Raw genomic sequence first — 15,693 nt, forward strand, 5'->3', positions numbered from 1 at the left:
AAGCAGACCTCTCTTCTCATTCTTGGTTATTGTTCTCGTCCGCAGTATGATCTGTACACTCAGTCGGCCGCAATTAGAGTAAAAAATAACCACTTCCCTTTTTGATTATCTCTGGTATACTCGCCGCCGCTTTCATTTGTTCTTTAACATCCGTTGGGAAATTCGTATGCATCCAATGCTAAACATTGCTATTCGCGCTGCGCGAAAGGCAGGCAATCATATTGCTAAATCATTAGAAAACACTGATAAAGTAGAATCTACTCTTAAAGGCACTAATGACTTTGTCACTAACGTAGACAAAGAAGCAGAATACATCATCATCGATACTATCAAGCAGTCTTACCCTGAGCACTGTATCGTTGCTGAAGAACAAGGTCTTATCGAAGGTAAAGATAAAGACGTACAATGGATCATCGACCCACTGGATGGCACCACTAACTTTGTAAAAGGTTACCCAACTTTCGCGGTTTCTATCGCTGTTCGTATTAAGGGCAAAACTGAAGTTGCTTGTGTTTACGATCCAATGCAAAACGAGCTATTCACTGCACAACGCGGTGCCGGCGCTCAACTAAACAGTGCACGTATTCGTGTTGCTCAACTAAAAGACCTTCAAGGTACTGTTCTAGCAACAGGCTTCCCATTCAAGCAGAAACAACACGCTGAGTCTTACATCAAGATCGTTGGTGCGCTATTCACTGAATGTGCTGATTTCCGTCGTAGCGGCTCTGCTGCTCTTGACCTTTGTTACGTGGCTGCTGGCCGTGTTGATGGTTACTTCGAGCTAGGCCTAAAACCTTGGGATATGGCAGCAGGTGAGCTTATTGCTCGTGAAGCTGGCGCAATCCTAACAGACTTTGCTGGCGGCACTGACTACATGAAGTCTGGTAACATCGTTGCTTCAAGCGCTCGTGGCGTAAAATCTATCCTTAAGCACATCCGCGAAAACGGTAACAGCGCGATCCTTAAGTAAGATTTGAAAGTCATATATAGCCCGTCACGCTGATGACTTTAGAAAGCCCCGCTCATTGAGCGGGGCTTTTTTATTTCGAACAATCAGCCTGTTTGTAGAAACGGTCGTAGTCAGATAAGTGGTCTATTTTTACGTGCTTAACCTTCCATATTTGTTCCTTCATTAAAAACTGCAGCGAAACCGTGACTGGCTGGTATACATCACCAAAGCCGTTTACAGAAAGACATCCAACTCCTCCATCCTCACTGTACTCTTCAAAGTAAGACAGCTCTGTAACCAAACTTGATGGGATAGATGATAAAAATGGAAATTGATGACCAAATTTTATTGGGTGAGACTTAATACTGTTCAGCTCTTCAATCGATAGATTTGGTCCTGCCATAGCTTCTACCACCTCTATATACTGCATCTTGTATAAATTATTACGTATATCAAGGTAAGTATCGTGGAGTGGACTTGCGATGCAGGGCGTTGAAACACTTAGTAAAACCGGAATAGGTAGAATTCTATTTAGCATAACCAACTAAACCCCAGCTTCACGGAGCGCTTGATCAATTTTACTCGGCTTAAATCTGTACTTACAAAGCCCCCACTCGCACTGCTCTAAAAGCTCACGGACATTTACCTGCCCAGTAACTCCAAAGGAAACAACACCAAAAAGAGAAACACTCCCACTGTATGTCAAAACACCATCACGAGTAGTTTTAAAAGTAACAGAAACGGCTTTTAATTTTATGCCCAGCTCTTCAACCATTTCTTTTGAAACTTCAAACTTAGTAAATCCAAGCTCACCAGATAAAGTTACTTTACCTGACTCATCAACTGCTAACTTGAACCTTTTCCCTCCAGTAACTAGCTTGGTGGTAACACCTTTATTGTGCTTGTAAGAAATCTCTACAAACTTCAGTAACTGTACTTTTATTTCAGCTTGCCTTGACATTATTTCCTCCCGAAATTGTTGAACATACTTCCGATATTCAACTCAATCAAAAAACTACAATTCAAGCTGGAAGTACCTCAAAAAAAAATGAAACTTTCAAATCTATCAGGCATAAAAAAACCGCTGATTGTTCAGCGGTTTTTGTTTTCGGTTCTCAATCTGCCTTATGGCATTTCGTCGAACTCTGCACCCTCTTTTTCTACTTGAGGTGGCATCAAGTGCTCTTTCTGGATACCCAGTTTTAGAGCCAGTGCTGATGCTACGTAGATAGAAGAGTAAGTACCTACAGTGATACCGAGTAAAAGTGCGGTTGCAAAGCCGTGAATCATAGCACCACCCTGCATGAACAGTGCAATTACCACGAACAACGTCGTACCAGATGTAATCAATGTACGGCTCAACGTTTGAGTGATTGAGGCGTCCATAATGTCTGAAGGTTCACCCTTACGCATCTTACGGAAGTTTTCACGAATCCGGTCAAATACAACGATGGTATCGTTGAGTGAGTAGCCCACAACCGTCAGTAGCGCAGCTACGATAGTCAGGTCAACTTCAATTTGTAGAAACGAGAAGACACCTAGCGTGATAATTATATCGTGAGCCAATGCCATTACCGCACCAGCCGCTAGACGCCATTCAAATCGCATCGATACATAAAGCAGAATACAGATCAGCGATACCAAGATCGCTAGACCACCAGCTTCTGTTAGCTCATCACCAACGTTGGGACCTACGAACTCAATACGACGCATTTCTACGCTTTCGCCAGTACCATCTTTGATAGCACCAATGATTTGGTTACCTAGCGTTTCACCAGAAACGTCATCACGTGGACGAAGACGAACCATGACTTCACGAGCACTACCGAAGTTTTGTACTGTCGCATCGCCAAACCCTTTTGAATCTAGTGCTGCACGAATCTCTTCAAGGTTTGCTGGCTGTTCAAAACCGACCTCGATAAGAGTACCGCCAGTGAAATCTAGACCCCAATTAAGCCACTTGGTTGACAAAGTGAAGATAGAAGCAGCAATCATTATAATTGAAAAAACGAATGCTACTTTCGACCAACGCATAAAGCCGATCGTCTTCTCTGCTTTTAGAATTTGAAACATATTAATTCCCAGCCTTAGATCGACAATTTATCAACGCGTTTGCCACCGTAGATCAGGTTCACGATACAACGTGTACCAATAATGGCGGTGAACATTGAAGTTAAGATACCGATAGATAGAGTAACTGCGAAACCTTTCACCGCACCTGTACCGACCGCAAATAGAATGATTGCAGTAATTAGTGTTGTGATGTTCGCATCAGCAATCGTGCTGAATGCATTCGCGTAACCTTGGTGAATCGCTTGTTGTGGACTACGTCCATCACGAATTTCTTCACGGATACGCTCGAAGATCAGTACGTTCGCATCAACTGCCATACCGACTGTTAACACGATACCGGCTATCCCCGGAAGCGTCATGGTAGCGCCTGGAATCATCGACATAACACCAATGATAAGCACTAAGTTTGCCATTAGAGCAATGTTTGCAATCAAACCAAAGCCGCGGTAGTAAAGCAGCGTAAATAGCATTACGGCAACCATACCCCAGATACATGCTTGGATACCCATATCGATGTTTTGCTGGCCCATTGATGGACCAATGGTACGTTCTTCAACGATAGAGATAGGTGCAATCAGTGCACCAGCACGTAGTAAAAGTGCTAGGTTGTGTGCTTCTGCAGCAGAGTCGATACCTGTGATACGGAAGTTACGACCAAGAGCCGATTGAATCGTTGCTTGGTTGATGACTTCTTCATGCTTATCCAGAATAACTTTGCCTTCAGGCGTACGACGGCCACTGTCTTTGTATTCTGCAAACACGGTAGCCATTAGCTTACCAATGTTCTTCTTAGAGAACGCAGACATCTTATTACCACCTTCGCTGTCTAGCGAGATGTTAACTTGTGGACGACCATATTCATCAACACTTGAGCTTGCATCTGTGATGCTTTGACCGCCAAGAATAACGCGCTTCTTAAGCACAACTGGGCGACCATCACGGTCCATCTTGATTTCACTACCTGCTGGCGCACGACCATTTGCCGCTGCCGATAGGTCAGCTTTATCATCAACTTCACGGAATTCAAGCGTTGCCGTAGCTCCGAGAATTTCTTTTGCACGAGCAGTGTCTTGAACACCAGGCAGTTCAACTACAATGCGACTAGCACCTTGACGTTGAACCAATGGTTCCGCAACACCTAGTTCGTTGACACGATTACGTAAAATCGTAATGTTTTGCTCAACAGCATAGTTACGGATCTCTTGTAAACGTTGCTCAGTAAAGGTTGCAGTAAGAGCGTAACGGCCATTTGAATCAGAATCGACAAAAATCATGTCCGGGTGATTCTTTTCTAGCGTTGCTTTCGCTTCTGCTAATTGCTCTTCGTTACGCAACAACACTTCTACCGCTTCTTTTCCAGAAGGGCGGATTGCACGGTAACGAATCTTGGCGTCACGAAGTTCGCTACGGAAAGCTTCTTCTTGTTGACCAACAAGCTTTTCCATCGCTGCATCCATATCCACTTCCATTAAGAAGTGAACACCACCGCGAAGGTCAAGACCTAGCTTCAATGGTGACGCGCCAATCGCTTCTAGCCAATCGGGTGTAGAAGGTGCAAGGTTAAGTGCAACAATTGTGTCTTTGCCTAGCGCTTCGCTGATGACATCACGAGCACTGATTTGTGTGTCAGTGTCGTTAAAACGAACAAGAATTGATCCATCTTCGAGAGCAATGGATTTATGAGAAAGTTGCTCTTTGTTAAGAGCAGTAGTGACAGCATCCAGCGTTGACATATCTACAGAGGCGCCACGCGCCCCTGTAACTTGAATAGCCGGATCTTCACCGTAGATATTTGGAAGTGCGTATAACGCAGCGGTGATGATGGCAAAAAGCACCATCAAGTACTTCCATAATGGATAACGGTTTAGCACAGCGAGGATCCTTTAGCTGTTTTATAGAGACTTAAGCGTACCTTTTGGTAGCACTGCAGTGATGAAGTCTTTCTTGATTACTACTTCATTGTTCGCGTTAAGCTCAATTGAAATGTAGTCATTGTCTTCAGCAATCTTAGTGATTTTACCCACTAGGCCACCGCTAGTTAAAACTTCGTCGCCTTTGCCCATAGAAGCCATTAGGTTTTTGTGTTCTTTTACGCGTTTCGCTTGTGGGCGGTAAATCATGAAGTAAAAGATCACTGCGAACATGCCAAGCATGATTAGCATTTCAAAACCACCGCCTGCTGGCGCGCCTTCTGCTGCTGCGTGAGCCTGAGAAATAAACATTAAAACATCCTCATTATATTTTATTGATAATCAAACAAATTGGGCTTTCGCATTTTAGATTCAAGTCTGAGAGTAACTAATAGAGATCGCTCTCTCAAAAATAACGTGCGTTAGCCTACTTTATTAGCAAAAGCCTCTGGCGACATGCCAAAGGCTTTAATTCTTTTAGTTTTTCAATTACTGCTCTTTTGCTAGTGGTGGCACTTCACGGCCACGACGCTCATAGAACTCAGTAACAAATTCATCGAAGCGATCTTCATCAATTGCTTTACGAATGCTTTCCATCAGACGCTGGTAGTAACGCAGGTTATGGATTGTATTCAAGCGAGCGCCTAAGATTTCATTACAACGCTCTAAATGGTGAAGGTACGACTTGCTGTAGTTTTGACAAGTGTAACAGTCACAATGCGGATCCAATGGTGTTGTATCCGTTTTATGTTTCGCATTACGGATCTTGATCACACCACCAGTCACAAATAAGTGACCATTACGTGCGTTACGCGTTGGCATTACACAGTCAAACATGTCGATACCACGACGAACACCTTCAACCAAGTCTTCTGGCTTACCTACGCCCATCAAGTAGCGAGGTTTGTCTTCAGGAAGTTGAGGACAAGTATGCTCAAGAATACGGTGCATGTCTTCTTTAGGCTCACCTACTGCCAAACCACCAACCGCGTAACCGTCAAAACCGATTTCCGTTAGACCTTTTACCGACACATCACGTAAATCTTCGTAAACACCACCTTGGACAATACCAAATAGGTTGTTCGGGTTTTCTAGCTTCTCGAAGTGGTCACGTGAACGCTGTGCCCAGCGTAATGACATTTCCATCGATTTCTTCGCTTCATCGTGTGTCGCTGGGTAAGGCGTACACTCGTCAAAAATCATAACGATGTCAGAGCCCAGGTCTTTTTGAATTTCCATCGACTTTTCTGCGTCCATGAAAATCTTGTCACCGTTTACTGGGTTACGAAAGTGAACACCCTCTTCAGTGATCGTACGCATCTTACCAAGGCTGAATACTTGGAAGCCGCCTGAATCAGTAAGAATAGGACCGTGCCAGTTCATAAAATCGTGCAGGTCACCGTGCATTTTCATCACTTCTTGACCAGGACGTAGCCACAGGTGGAACGTATTACCTAGCAGAATTTCTGCACCAGTACCTTTTACTTCTTCTGGTGTCATACCTTTAACGGTACCGTAAGTACCTACTGGCATGAACGCAGGAGTTTGAACAGTGCCGCGTTCGAAAGTCAGTTGACCACGACGTGCATTGCCGTTTTTCTTCTTAAGATCGAATTTTAATTTCACGATGCCTCCGGGTGTCAGAGAAACAGTCTGACTGAGTGTTTAGGGCTCTACCCTACTTTAAGGAGCGGTCGCTTTTCCTTGCGAGAGACAAAGCAATGGATGCTTTATTTCCTAGCTTACTGCTAGCACTCGTAAATCTATTTTTAACTACGCCGTTTTCTTCTTGATGAACATTGAATCGCCATACGAGAAGAAACGGTATTTGTTTTCCACCGCATGTTTGTAAGCATTCATGGTGTTCTCGTATCCAGCAAATGCACTCACCAACATGATCAGTGTTGATTCAGGCAAGTGGAAGTTTGTGATCAAGCAATCCACTAGCTGATATTCGTAACCAGGGAAAATAAAGATTTCAGTATCGCCAAAGAATGGGGCCAGCTCAGTCCCTTTTTGCAATGCGTCTTGCGCTGCACTTTCAAGTGAACGCACAGATGTGGTACCAACAGCAATAATTCGTCCGCCACGCGCTTTCGTCGCTTTAATTGCGTCGACGACTTCTTGTGGTACTTCTACGTACTCGGCATGCATGTGGTGATCGTTGATATTTTCCACTTTTACTGGCTGGAATGTACCCGCCCCAACGTGCAAAGTAACGTAAGCAAACTCTGCACCTTTCGCTTTGATTTTCTCCAAGAGAACATCATCAAAGTGAAGGCCCGCCGTCGGTGCCGCAACCGCACCTGGCTTTTGATTATATACCGTTTGGTAACGCTCTTTATCTGCATCTTCGTCTGGACGGTCGATGTAAGGAGGAAGCGGCATATGGCCGATTTCTTCCAGAATTTCTAGTACCGTCTTATCAGAACTAAATTTCAGTTCAAATAAAGCATCATGGCGTGCAATCATTTCTGCTGAATATTCATCATTCTCGCCAACAATAATGGTTGTACCTGGTTTTGGTGATTTAGAGCAACGAACGTGCGCGAGGATGCTTTTCTCATCCAACATGCGCTCCACTAGCACTTCTAATTTACCGCCCGATTCCTTGCGGCCAAAAAGACGAGCAGGAATAACACGTGTATTATTAAACACCACTAAGTCACCGGGTTGAACTTGGCCCAATACATCAGTAAATGTGCCATCAATGAGCTCTCCGGTATTGCCGTCCATTTGCAGCAGTCGGCTAGCGGTACGCTCTGGTTGAGGGTAGCGAGCGATGAGTTCATCTGGAAGGTCGAAATGGAAATCTGATACTTGCATGTTACTTGTCTTATCTATTGGTCAAATCACGTCTAGGCGACGATAAAATTGCGACGAGTTTTTCGCAGCAGACTAGTATATGTTTACATGCTGCAATAGCAAGCAAATCACCAGAATATAGCAGTAAAAGCCATGGTGAAGAGTGTAATAAAACGTGAAAAGCCTCGATTACTTGGCACTATTTTTAATTTGAGCCCAAAAGAGAGAACATGAAAAAAGCAAAGCAGCGTATACCGCTGCTTATTAGTTTGGCATTCCAATCGCCCTATCAAACCTCACGCTTTCGCCACAAGAATAACGGCACGAATAAACCCAATAACCAAAACCCTAGACTGCCACCTTCATCATCTGAGCCTTTGAAATCACAGTTATTGGTCGCAATGCCATCGTGACACTCTTTATTGTCACCACTTTCATTGTTAGCACTTTTGATAAAATTCGGCGCAATGATGTAACGACTTGGTGGCGCATCGGCAGTGATGTAAGACTGTACCCAGTCGTAATAGTGGCTCACCTTGGTGTAGAAACTTGGGATCGTCAAAGAGCCACACGTTGGTAGAATAAGGGGGCCGCCACTAACAATACCAATTTGTTTGCCGGTCGCCACATCGACCAACGGGCCACCACTGTCACCTTTACATGCAGAGTTGCCATATTGAGTATGGCTATCTGGCTCCAATACATGGTTTTGTGTTGGTAGCGTACAAATTTTGGTTTGGTTGTCTCTTGAATCAATGATCCCCGGAAAACTGCTGCCAATTTCTAAACGCTCATAACATTTGTCGATGGGTAAAAATGTGCTAATGGTGGTTTTGAGCGTATTAGAAGGTTCAGAAGCATCCGGCTGAGTAGTCCCCCATCCAAACACTTGCACATTTTCGACACGTTGATTGGTCAGGTAATTATCATTCCAATCCGCCACCAAACGTGCTTCGATACTCTCCATGTCAACTTTACTCGCTAGGTCAGCAAAGCTCGCGTTTGCCACTGGGCGCGTGAGATACAGCAACGCGATGTCTGAATCTAAACCGGTTTGGATAGGTTTCACGTTGCCATTACTGTCGGTCTCAGCTTTTGAAATCCGAGTGTAATCCGGATGAACCACAACGTGAGACACCTGATAGAAGTTATCAAGCCCTGCAGAATTAAGTTCATACACATTCGCATTCACCGACAGCTCACCCGGCGGGGTCACATAGTAGGTTGCTTCATTGGTTCCTTGTCCCATCACCACACAGTGCGCCGCAGTCAGTACCCATTGCTCTGTCAGCATCGTTCCACCACACAGCGGAAACTCTGCCATATTACTTGCTCGCAAAGTAACGCGGTCAACAGGATCGGTTTGTTCATCTCCTAACACAATCGCCTGTGTTGATGGCACACTGAATGCCGCCACTGCCAGCGCAATAAGTTTGTTACACGTTGTTCGTTTCATCTAGGTTGCTGTCTTCAATTTGGTAAGCCTGGACGTATCTTCTTCGAGAGAAGAATCTTGGAAAATCCAGCGAATAAAAATGTGCGATTCAATTCATTGGATTACCTTGGGAACACATTCAATATCAACTAAAAATGCCAACTGACTCGCACACAAACCGACTTATTCAAATTAATAAAAACACCAATAAAACACAGATTACGCAGCCCATCAGCATTGTGCTATTTAATTGATGAAAAACGAGTTAGCTCCCAGATATACAGAAAAATATTCTCTATATTTAAGAGAAGGACAATGCCGCTGGAGGTCTCTATGATCAAGGTTGAAGACATGATGACTCGTAATCCTCATACCTTACTGCGCACGCACACCTTGCGTGATGCAAAAAGCATGATGGATGCGCTTGATATTCGACACATTCCGGTTGTTGATGCCAATAACCACTTACAAGGCTTGGTGACTCAACGCGACATTCTTGCTGCTCAAGAATCGAGCTTGCACCCAGATGAGGCTGAACAATCTTTTACTTTAGACACACCGCTCTACGAAATGATGCACACCAACATCATGACGGCAGAGCCTATCGCGGGGCTCAAAGAGAGCGCTATCTATATGCAAAAGCATAAAGTTGGCTGTCTACCTGTTGTCACCAAAGGTCGATTGGTCGGCATTATTACTGATAGTGACTTCGTGACGATTGCGATTAACTTATTGGAACTACAAGAAGAAGTGGAACCTGAAGAAATCGAGCAGGAAGAGTAGTACGCAAGCGTATTCTCTTTGTTGTAAGTTTCGTTTTTACACCGGTTAAACGAAAAAAGAGCGGCAGGGTTGCCGCTCAAAATGCCATTACTGACGCTGATTAAGGAAGTGTTTCTCTGCCAATTAGAATTGGTCTTCTTCGGTCGAACCTGTCAATGCTGTCACTGAAGAGTTACCACCTTGGATAGTATTGGTCATTCTATCGAAGTAACCTGTACCTACTTCTTGTTGGTGCGCAACAAACGTATAGCCTTTTTCAGCTGCTTGGAATTCAGGACGCTGAACTTTCTCAACATAATGACGCATACCTTCACCTTGAGCGTAAGCGTGTGCCAGTTCAAACATGTTGAACCACATGTTGTGAATGCCTGCTAGCGTGATGAATTGGTACTTGTAGCCCATGTCTGCAAGCTCTTGTTGGAACTTAGCAATGGTTTCTGCATCTAGGTTTTTCTCCCAGTTGAATGAAGGCGAGCAGTTGTACGCCAACAATTGATCTGGGTATTCAGCGTGAATTGCTTCTGCAAACTTACGTGCTTCTTCCAAACATGGCGTAGCCGTTTCACACCAAATCAAGTCTGCATATGGTGCGTAAGCCAGACCGCGAGAGATAGCTTGGTCGATACCCGCGCGAACGCGGTAGAAACCTTCTTGAGTACGCTCACCTTCAATAAAGTCTTTATCATATGGGTCGCAATCTGAAGTAATGAGATCCGCCGCATTCGCATCAGTACGAGCAATAACTAATGTTGTTGTTCCCGCTACGTCAGCAGCCAAACGAGCTGCAACGAGCTTTTGTACCGCTTCTTGCGTAGGAACTAATACCTTACCCCCCATATGACCACACTTTTTCACCGATGCTAACTGGTCTTCAAAGTGAACGCCCGCGGCACCGGCTTCGATCATCGATTTCATTAGTTCGTAAGCGTTAAGCACACCACCAAAGCCCGCTTCAGCATCCGCTACGATAGGTAGGAAGTAATCAATACCACCTTCATCTTCAGGCGTCTTACCAGCAGCCCACTGAATTTGGTCTGCACGACGGAATGAGTTGTTGATACGCTTTACTACTGACGGTACAGAATCTACTGGGTAAAGAGATTGGTCTGGATACATCGTCGAAGCGGTGTTGTTATCCGCCGCTACCTGCCAGCCTGACAGATAGATCGCTTCAATACCTGCCTTAGCTTGTTGAACGGCTTGACCACCCGTTAGCGCACCAAGACAGTTTACGTAACCTTTTTTCGCACTACCGTTGACCAGTGACCAAAGTTTGTCTGCACCACGTTGTGCAATTGTGTTTGCAGGCACCATAGAGCCACGCAGTTCCACCACTTCCTCGGCAGTGTAAGTACGCTTCACATTTTTCCAGCGTGGGTTAGTTGCCCAGTCTTTTTCCAGAGCTTCAATTTGTTGGCGGCGAGTTAAGTTAGTCATTGGTCTATCCCTCTTTATAATTTGCACTTTATGCGTGTGCGTTGAGTTTCCGTTCTCAGGCAGTACTTCCCTATCTGCCTTGAAAATCCTTCACGTTATTGGTGTTACAGTTATTCTTTATTAATCCAGGTAGTCATAACCAGGAACTGTCAAAAAGTTGGTCAGTTCATCGCTCGTCGTGAGCCTTGCCATTAAGTCTGCTGCTTCTTCAAATCGACCCGCATGGTAGCGCTGCTCGCCAATTTCTTGCTTCACGACTTCAATCTCCTCTTTGAGATAGAGCTCGAACAGCTCTTTAGTGACCTTTAATCCGTTGTCTAGCGACTTGCCGTGTTGAATCCATTGCCAGATAGAGGCGCGTGAGATTTCTGCCGTTGCTGCGTCTTCCATCAGTCCGTAAATCGGCACACAACCATTGCCAGAAATCCAAGCTTCGATGTATTGCAGCGCAACGCGAATATTGTGGCGCATTCCGCCTTCAGTGCGCTCGCCTTCACAAGGCTCAAGCAGTTCAGCTGCTGTAATAGGCGCATCCTCTGCACGGCTCACATCCAACTGGTTGGTGCGTTCACCCAGCACAGCACTAAAGACTTCCATAGCAGTGTCAGCCAAACCTGGATGAGCCACCCAAGTACCGTCGTGGCCGTTGTTAGCTTCTAACGATTTGTCAGTCTGGATCTTGTCTAATACTTTTTGATTCTCTTTCGGGTCTTTAGCTGGGATAAATGCGGCCATTCCTCCCATCGCGAAAGCACCTCGTTTATGGCAAGTACGTACCAATAATCGCGAGTAAGCGTTTAAGAATGGCTTGTCCATCGTTACCACTTGGCGATCTGGCAGTACTCGGTCTGAGTGTTTTTTCAATGTTTTGATGTAGCTAAAGATGTAATCCCAGCGACCACAGTTCAAACCAACGATGTGTTCTTTAAGCGAGAACAGAATCTCGTCCATTTCAAATACCGCTGGTAAGGTTTCAATCAGCACAGTCGCTTTGATCGTGCCTGTATCCAAACCGAAATAGTCTTCCGTGAAATGGAACACTTCGCTCCACCACTTCGCTTCGTGATGCGATTGCAGTTTTGGAAGGTAGAAATAAGGGCCGCTGCCTTTTTGAAGTAACGCTTTGTAGTTGTTATAGAAATACAGAGCGAAATCGAATAGCGCACCTGGAATGATCTGACCGTGCCACGTAACGTGTTTTTCTTTTAAATGAAGGCCGCGAACACGGCAGATCAACACCGCTGGGTCATCTTCCAGCTGATAATGTTTGCCATTGCCAGGATTGGTGTAACTGATGGTGCCATTAACAGCATCGCGCAAGTTAATTTGACCATCTAGCACTTTACTCCATGCAGGAGACATTGAATCTTCGAAGTCTGCCATGAACACTTTTACATTCGCATTCAGTGCGTTAATCACCATCTTGCGGTCAGTTGGTCCGGTAATCTCCACACGGCGATCTTGCAGATCTTGTGGGATTCCTAGGATCTTCCAACTTCCTTCACGGATGTCTTGTGTCTCTGGTAGAAAATCTGGTAGCTCACCAGCATCAATACGTGCTTGCTTCTCTTCTCTTGCTTCCAGCAACTGTTCAACACGTCCGGCAAATTTTTCACACAGTAGAGATAAAAAGGTTTGGGCTTCAACAGGGAAAATTGCTTGATGTTCTGGAGCAACGACTCCATTCACCTCAAGCATGCCTTGGGTTTGCTTTAGTTGTTGTGTTTTTTGTTCTGTCTGAGCAAGCATAATCATTCATCCTTAACGTGCTTTATCAATCTTGGGCAGTCAGCGTAAAGCTACATTTGTAAGTTATGAACAACAAATTACATCCTTTAACTTTGTGTTCAACTCGTCTAGCCATGCCGATAGATTGCGTAATGCTACGTGTATTTTCAATCTAGACATAAGTCGTATCGGCCTTTAAATAAGCTATATCAACAAGGGGTTTAGTGAAACCCCCAATATAAACAAAACAGAAAATTCAAAGTTTTATTCCGCAAGGTAAAAACCATCTATCAAGCGCCTTATTTCGTAAGTTATTACGTAATAAAATTACATTAAATTTAAAGTCGTTTTATCATTTCAAACAAGCGTATGAATATAGACTGGTAAACAAACACCTTGTATTCACAAGGGCTGAAGAGATGTATTTAAACAGGGGTCAAACAAGGTATGCAGGGCTTTGTGTAAAATTAACATTGTGAAATTTCACTATTTTATGAAAGCTTCATCAAAGAAGAGCTGTAAAATTTTACAAGTCAAAGTTTACCAACAGAATAAAATACTAGAAAGCGCACTGTTTCCAGTGCGCTTTTAGATAAATAATGGAGAAGTAAGGGCTAATACTAATAGCTAAAGCAGCTCTGAAACGACTTCTGCAAGTTGATTAAATGTTTTCGTTCTTGACGAGCTCGGACGCCAAACTAAGCCGATTTCGCGATAAGCTTGTTTACCAGGAGGATCGATCACGACTAAATTCTGGTTATGCAGCAAGCCATGGTCGATAGCCATTTGAGGAATGAACGTTGTTCCCAAACCATTCGCAACCATTTGCACCAGTGTATGGAGGCTGGTTGCCGTAAACGGATTGATTTTTTCTTTGTCTGTTAATTTACACGCTGATACCGCATGTTCCGTTAAGCAATGTTCTTTCTCTAGTAGAAAGACGGATTCGTCAGGTAAATCCGCGTAACGAATCGGCACAGGGACCGATTGGGCTTGATTAGCGCTTATAACCATTCGAAACGGATCCTTACCCACTACTCGGCTTTCCATCCCATCAATTTCGACTGGTAACGCTAAAATAAGCACATCCAGCTCACCATGTCTGAGCGCTTGAAGTAAGTTTGTCGTCGTGTCTTCTCTTAATAAAAGATTCAGTTGTGGAAAACGGTAGTTCACCTCTTGTACCAAATCACACAGTAAAAACGGAGCAATTGTTGGTATACATCCTACTTTTAGCTGGCCTTGCATATCGTCGCCTTGGCACATACGTCCAAGCTCGACCAAATCTTGCCCTTTTGCTAACAGCTCTCGCCCCTGCTTTACTACCATTTCTCCTGTTTGGGTAAAAACCAGTGGACTTTTCTTATCTTTCTTTTCATATAAGGGACAACCTATCAATTCCTCTAAGTTTTGAATACCCTTACTTAAAGTCGACTGACTGACAAAACAACGCTCTGCAGCGTCACTAAAATGTCTTGTTTCATGCAGTGTGACTAAATAGTGTAACTGCTTCAAACTGGGCCATTTATTCATAATTGTATTTGTATCTACCGCCGTTCCAGTGATCGAGTTAAGAGTTTTGTTATTATCGTTTTTTTCGATTAACTCAATCTATTTATTTCGCTTTTTTCAATACTACAATCTGTACTATAGTTTGTCTCGTACAAACACGAACCAAACCGACACAACTGAATTCGGTTTGGAGCTAACCATACTTTTTAGGAGCAAAAAAATGGTACTAGTAGGTCGTCAAGCCCCTGATTTTACTGCAGCAGCTGTTCTAGGTAACGGTGAAATCGTTGAAAACTTCAACTTTGCAGAGTTCACTAAAGGTAAGAAAGCAGTAGTATTCTTCTACCCACTAGATTTCACTTTCGTTTGCCCATCTGAGCTAATCGCATTCGACAACCGTCTAGCTGACTTCCAAGCTAAAGGTGTTGAAGTAATCGGTGTTTCTATCGATTCTCAGTTCTCTCACAACGCATGGCGTAACACTGCTATCGAAGATGGCGGTATCGGTCAAGTTAAGTACCCACTAGTTGCTGACGTTAAGCACGAAATCTGTAAAGCTTACGACGTTGAGCACCCAGAAGCAGGCGTTGCTTTCCGTGGTTCTTTCCTAATCGACGAAGAAGGCGTTGTACGTCACCAAGTAGTTAACGACCTACCACTAGGCCGTAACATCGACGAAATGCTACGCATGGTTGACGCTCTTAACTTCCACCAGAAGCACGGCGAAGTATGTCCTGCACAATGGGAAGAAGGTAAAGCAGGTATGGACGCATCTCCAAAAGGTGTTGCAGCGTTCCTATCTGAGCACGCAGCTGACCTAGGCAAAAAATAATAGACCTTCACCCTAGCTCAACGGGTGTGATGGTTGGATGTATATAAAGCAATAAGCTAATGCGGAAAACCGCAAACGCCAATCAGTCTAAGTAAAGTCCTATCAAAGCCCAGAGCCTCTGCTCTGGGCTTTCTTTTTCCTTCAGATAAACCGCCAAAATGAGGTAACGCTTTAGCGTAAACTTTACCTCTATTTATCATCTCCTCCATACAGATTCTGCTTACTGGCC

General features: G+C 44.2%; 14 protein-coding genes. 3 read left to right on the plus strand and 11 right to left on the minus strand.

What is annotated here, in order from left to right; all coding sequences use genetic code 11:
* Positions 1-166 precede the first annotated feature (166 nt).
* Positions 167-970: an inositol-1-monophosphatase gene (gene suhB / locus R7E29_RS01120; protein WP_005381722.1), complete on the plus strand. Its 804-nt coding sequence runs from the start codon at positions 167-169 to the stop codon at positions 968-970.
* Positions 971-1,040: 70 nt separating this feature from the next.
* On the opposite strand, the gene R7E29_RS01125 is transcribed toward suhB, so the two are convergent.
* From R7E29_RS01125 to R7E29_RS01160, 8 genes are all read right to left on the minus strand, one after another.
* Positions 1,041-1,352, minus strand: a complete 312-nt coding sequence (locus R7E29_RS01125; RefSeq protein WP_017633920.1) for a hypothetical protein — start codon at positions 1,350-1,352, stop codon at positions 1,041-1,043.
* 141 nt (positions 1,353-1,493) lie between these two features.
* Positions 1,494-1,910, minus strand: a complete 417-nt coding sequence (locus R7E29_RS01130; RefSeq protein WP_017633921.1) for a hypothetical protein — start codon at positions 1,908-1,910, stop codon at positions 1,494-1,496.
* Between the two features lie 164 nt (positions 1,911-2,074).
* The gene (gene secF / locus R7E29_RS01135) at positions 2,075-3,022 is read right to left on the minus strand and encodes a protein translocase subunit SecF (protein WP_005383689.1); all 948 of its coding nucleotides are present in this window, start codon (positions 3,020-3,022) and stop codon (positions 2,075-2,077) included.
* A gap of 14 nt (positions 3,023-3,036) precedes the next feature.
* Entirely contained in the window at positions 3,037-4,893 is a 1,857-nt protein-coding gene (secD, locus tag R7E29_RS01140) for a protein translocase subunit SecD (protein WP_005381724.1), read from the minus strand.
* Positions 4,894-4,914: 21 nt separating this feature from the next.
* Positions 4,915-5,244 carry a preprotein translocase subunit YajC gene (yajC, locus tag R7E29_RS01145; protein WP_005381725.1) on the minus strand — a complete coding sequence of 110 codons (330 nt, stop codon included), beginning with the start codon at positions 5,242-5,244 and terminating at the stop codon, positions 4,915-4,917.
* 177 nt (positions 5,245-5,421) lie between these two features.
* Positions 5,422-6,558 (minus strand): tRNA guanosine(34) transglycosylase Tgt, encoded by a 1,137-nt coding sequence (gene tgt, locus R7E29_RS01150; RefSeq protein WP_005381727.1) that lies wholly within the window; start codon positions 6,556-6,558, stop codon positions 5,422-5,424.
* A gap of 147 nt (positions 6,559-6,705) precedes the next feature.
* Complete coding sequence (queA, locus tag R7E29_RS01155; protein ID WP_213906723.1) at positions 6,706-7,758, minus strand: tRNA preQ1(34) S-adenosylmethionine ribosyltransferase-isomerase QueA; 1,053 nt, start codon at positions 7,756-7,758, stop codon at positions 6,706-6,708.
* Between the two features lie 268 nt (positions 7,759-8,026).
* The gene (locus R7E29_RS01160; protein ID WP_054576945.1) at positions 8,027-9,193 is read right to left on the minus strand and encodes a trypsin-like serine protease; all 1,167 of its coding nucleotides are present in this window, start codon (positions 9,191-9,193) and stop codon (positions 8,027-8,029) included.
* A 312-nt stretch (positions 9,194-9,505) separates the two neighbouring features.
* On the opposite strand from R7E29_RS01160, the gene R7E29_RS01165 reads away from it, so the two are divergent.
* Positions 9,506-9,955, plus strand: coding sequence for a CBS domain-containing protein (locus R7E29_RS01165; RefSeq protein ID WP_017820562.1), 450 nt, complete (start codon positions 9,506-9,508; stop codon positions 9,953-9,955).
* A 123-nt stretch (positions 9,956-10,078) separates the two neighbouring features.
* Here the strand turns inward: R7E29_RS01165 and aceA are convergent, their stop codons facing one another.
* From aceA to R7E29_RS01180, 3 genes are all read right to left on the minus strand, one after another.
* Positions 10,079-11,392, minus strand: coding sequence for an isocitrate lyase (gene aceA / locus R7E29_RS01170; protein WP_005381733.1), 1,314 nt, complete (start codon positions 11,390-11,392; stop codon positions 10,079-10,081).
* Between the two features lie 120 nt (positions 11,393-11,512).
* A complete protein-coding gene (gene aceB / locus R7E29_RS01175; protein ID WP_017820561.1) occupies positions 11,513-13,141 on the minus strand; it encodes a malate synthase A in 1,629 nt (542 codons plus the stop codon).
* A gap of 606 nt (positions 13,142-13,747) precedes the next feature.
* On the minus strand, positions 13,748-14,653 hold the full coding sequence (locus tag R7E29_RS01180) for a hydrogen peroxide-inducible genes activator (RefSeq protein WP_005383681.1): 906 nt from the start codon (positions 14,651-14,653) through the stop codon (positions 13,748-13,750).
* Between the two features lie 199 nt (positions 14,654-14,852).
* Between R7E29_RS01180 and R7E29_RS01185 the strand changes: the two genes are divergently transcribed.
* Entirely contained in the window at positions 14,853-15,464 is a 612-nt protein-coding gene (locus tag R7E29_RS01185; protein WP_005381738.1) for a peroxiredoxin C, read from the plus strand.
* The last annotated feature ends 229 nt before the right edge of the window (positions 15,465-15,693 follow it).

This window comes from Vibrio sp. Vb1729, from assembly GCF_033338655.1.
Classification (GTDB): domain Bacteria; phylum Pseudomonadota; class Gammaproteobacteria; order Enterobacterales; family Vibrionaceae; genus Vibrio; species Vibrio alginolyticus.

Excerpts from the sequence above, each read along its gene's own strand:
- R7E29_RS01160 (WP_054576945.1), bottom strand. The coding sequence starts at position 9,193 with ATGAAACGAACAACGTGTAACAAACTTATTGCGCTGGCAGTGGCGGCA.
- R7E29_RS01185 (WP_005381738.1), top strand. The coding sequence starts at position 14,853 with ATGGTACTAGTAGGTCGTCAAGCCCCTGATTTTACTGCAGCAGCTGTT.
- queA (WP_213906723.1), bottom strand. The coding sequence starts at position 7,758 with ATGCAAGTATCAGATTTCCATTTCGACCTTCCAGATGAACTCATCGCT.
- aceB (WP_017820561.1), bottom strand. The coding sequence starts at position 13,141 with ATGCTTGCTCAGACAGAACAAAAAACACAACAACTAAAGCAAACCCAA.
- R7E29_RS01125 (WP_017633920.1), bottom strand. The coding sequence starts at position 1,352 with ATGGCAGGACCAAATCTATCGATTGAAGAGCTGAACAGTATTAAGTCT.
- suhB (WP_005381722.1), top strand. The coding sequence starts at position 167 with ATGCATCCAATGCTAAACATTGCTATTCGCGCTGCGCGAAAGGCAGGC.
- R7E29_RS01165 (WP_017820562.1), top strand. The coding sequence starts at position 9,506 with ATGATCAAGGTTGAAGACATGATGACTCGTAATCCTCATACCTTACTG.
- yajC (WP_005381725.1), bottom strand. The coding sequence starts at position 5,244 with ATGTTTATTTCTCAGGCTCACGCAGCAGCAGAAGGCGCGCCAGCAGGC.
- R7E29_RS01130 (WP_017633921.1), bottom strand. The coding sequence starts at position 1,910 with ATGTCAAGGCAAGCTGAAATAAAAGTACAGTTACTGAAGTTTGTAGAG.
- aceA (WP_005381733.1), bottom strand. The coding sequence starts at position 11,392 with ATGACTAACTTAACTCGCCGCCAACAAATTGAAGCTCTGGAAAAAGAC.
- R7E29_RS01180 (WP_005383681.1), bottom strand. The coding sequence starts at position 14,653 with ATGAATAAATGGCCCAGTTTGAAGCAGTTACACTATTTAGTCACACTG.
- secF (WP_005383689.1), bottom strand. The coding sequence starts at position 3,022 with ATGTTTCAAATTCTAAAAGCAGAGAAGACGATCGGCTTTATGCGTTGG.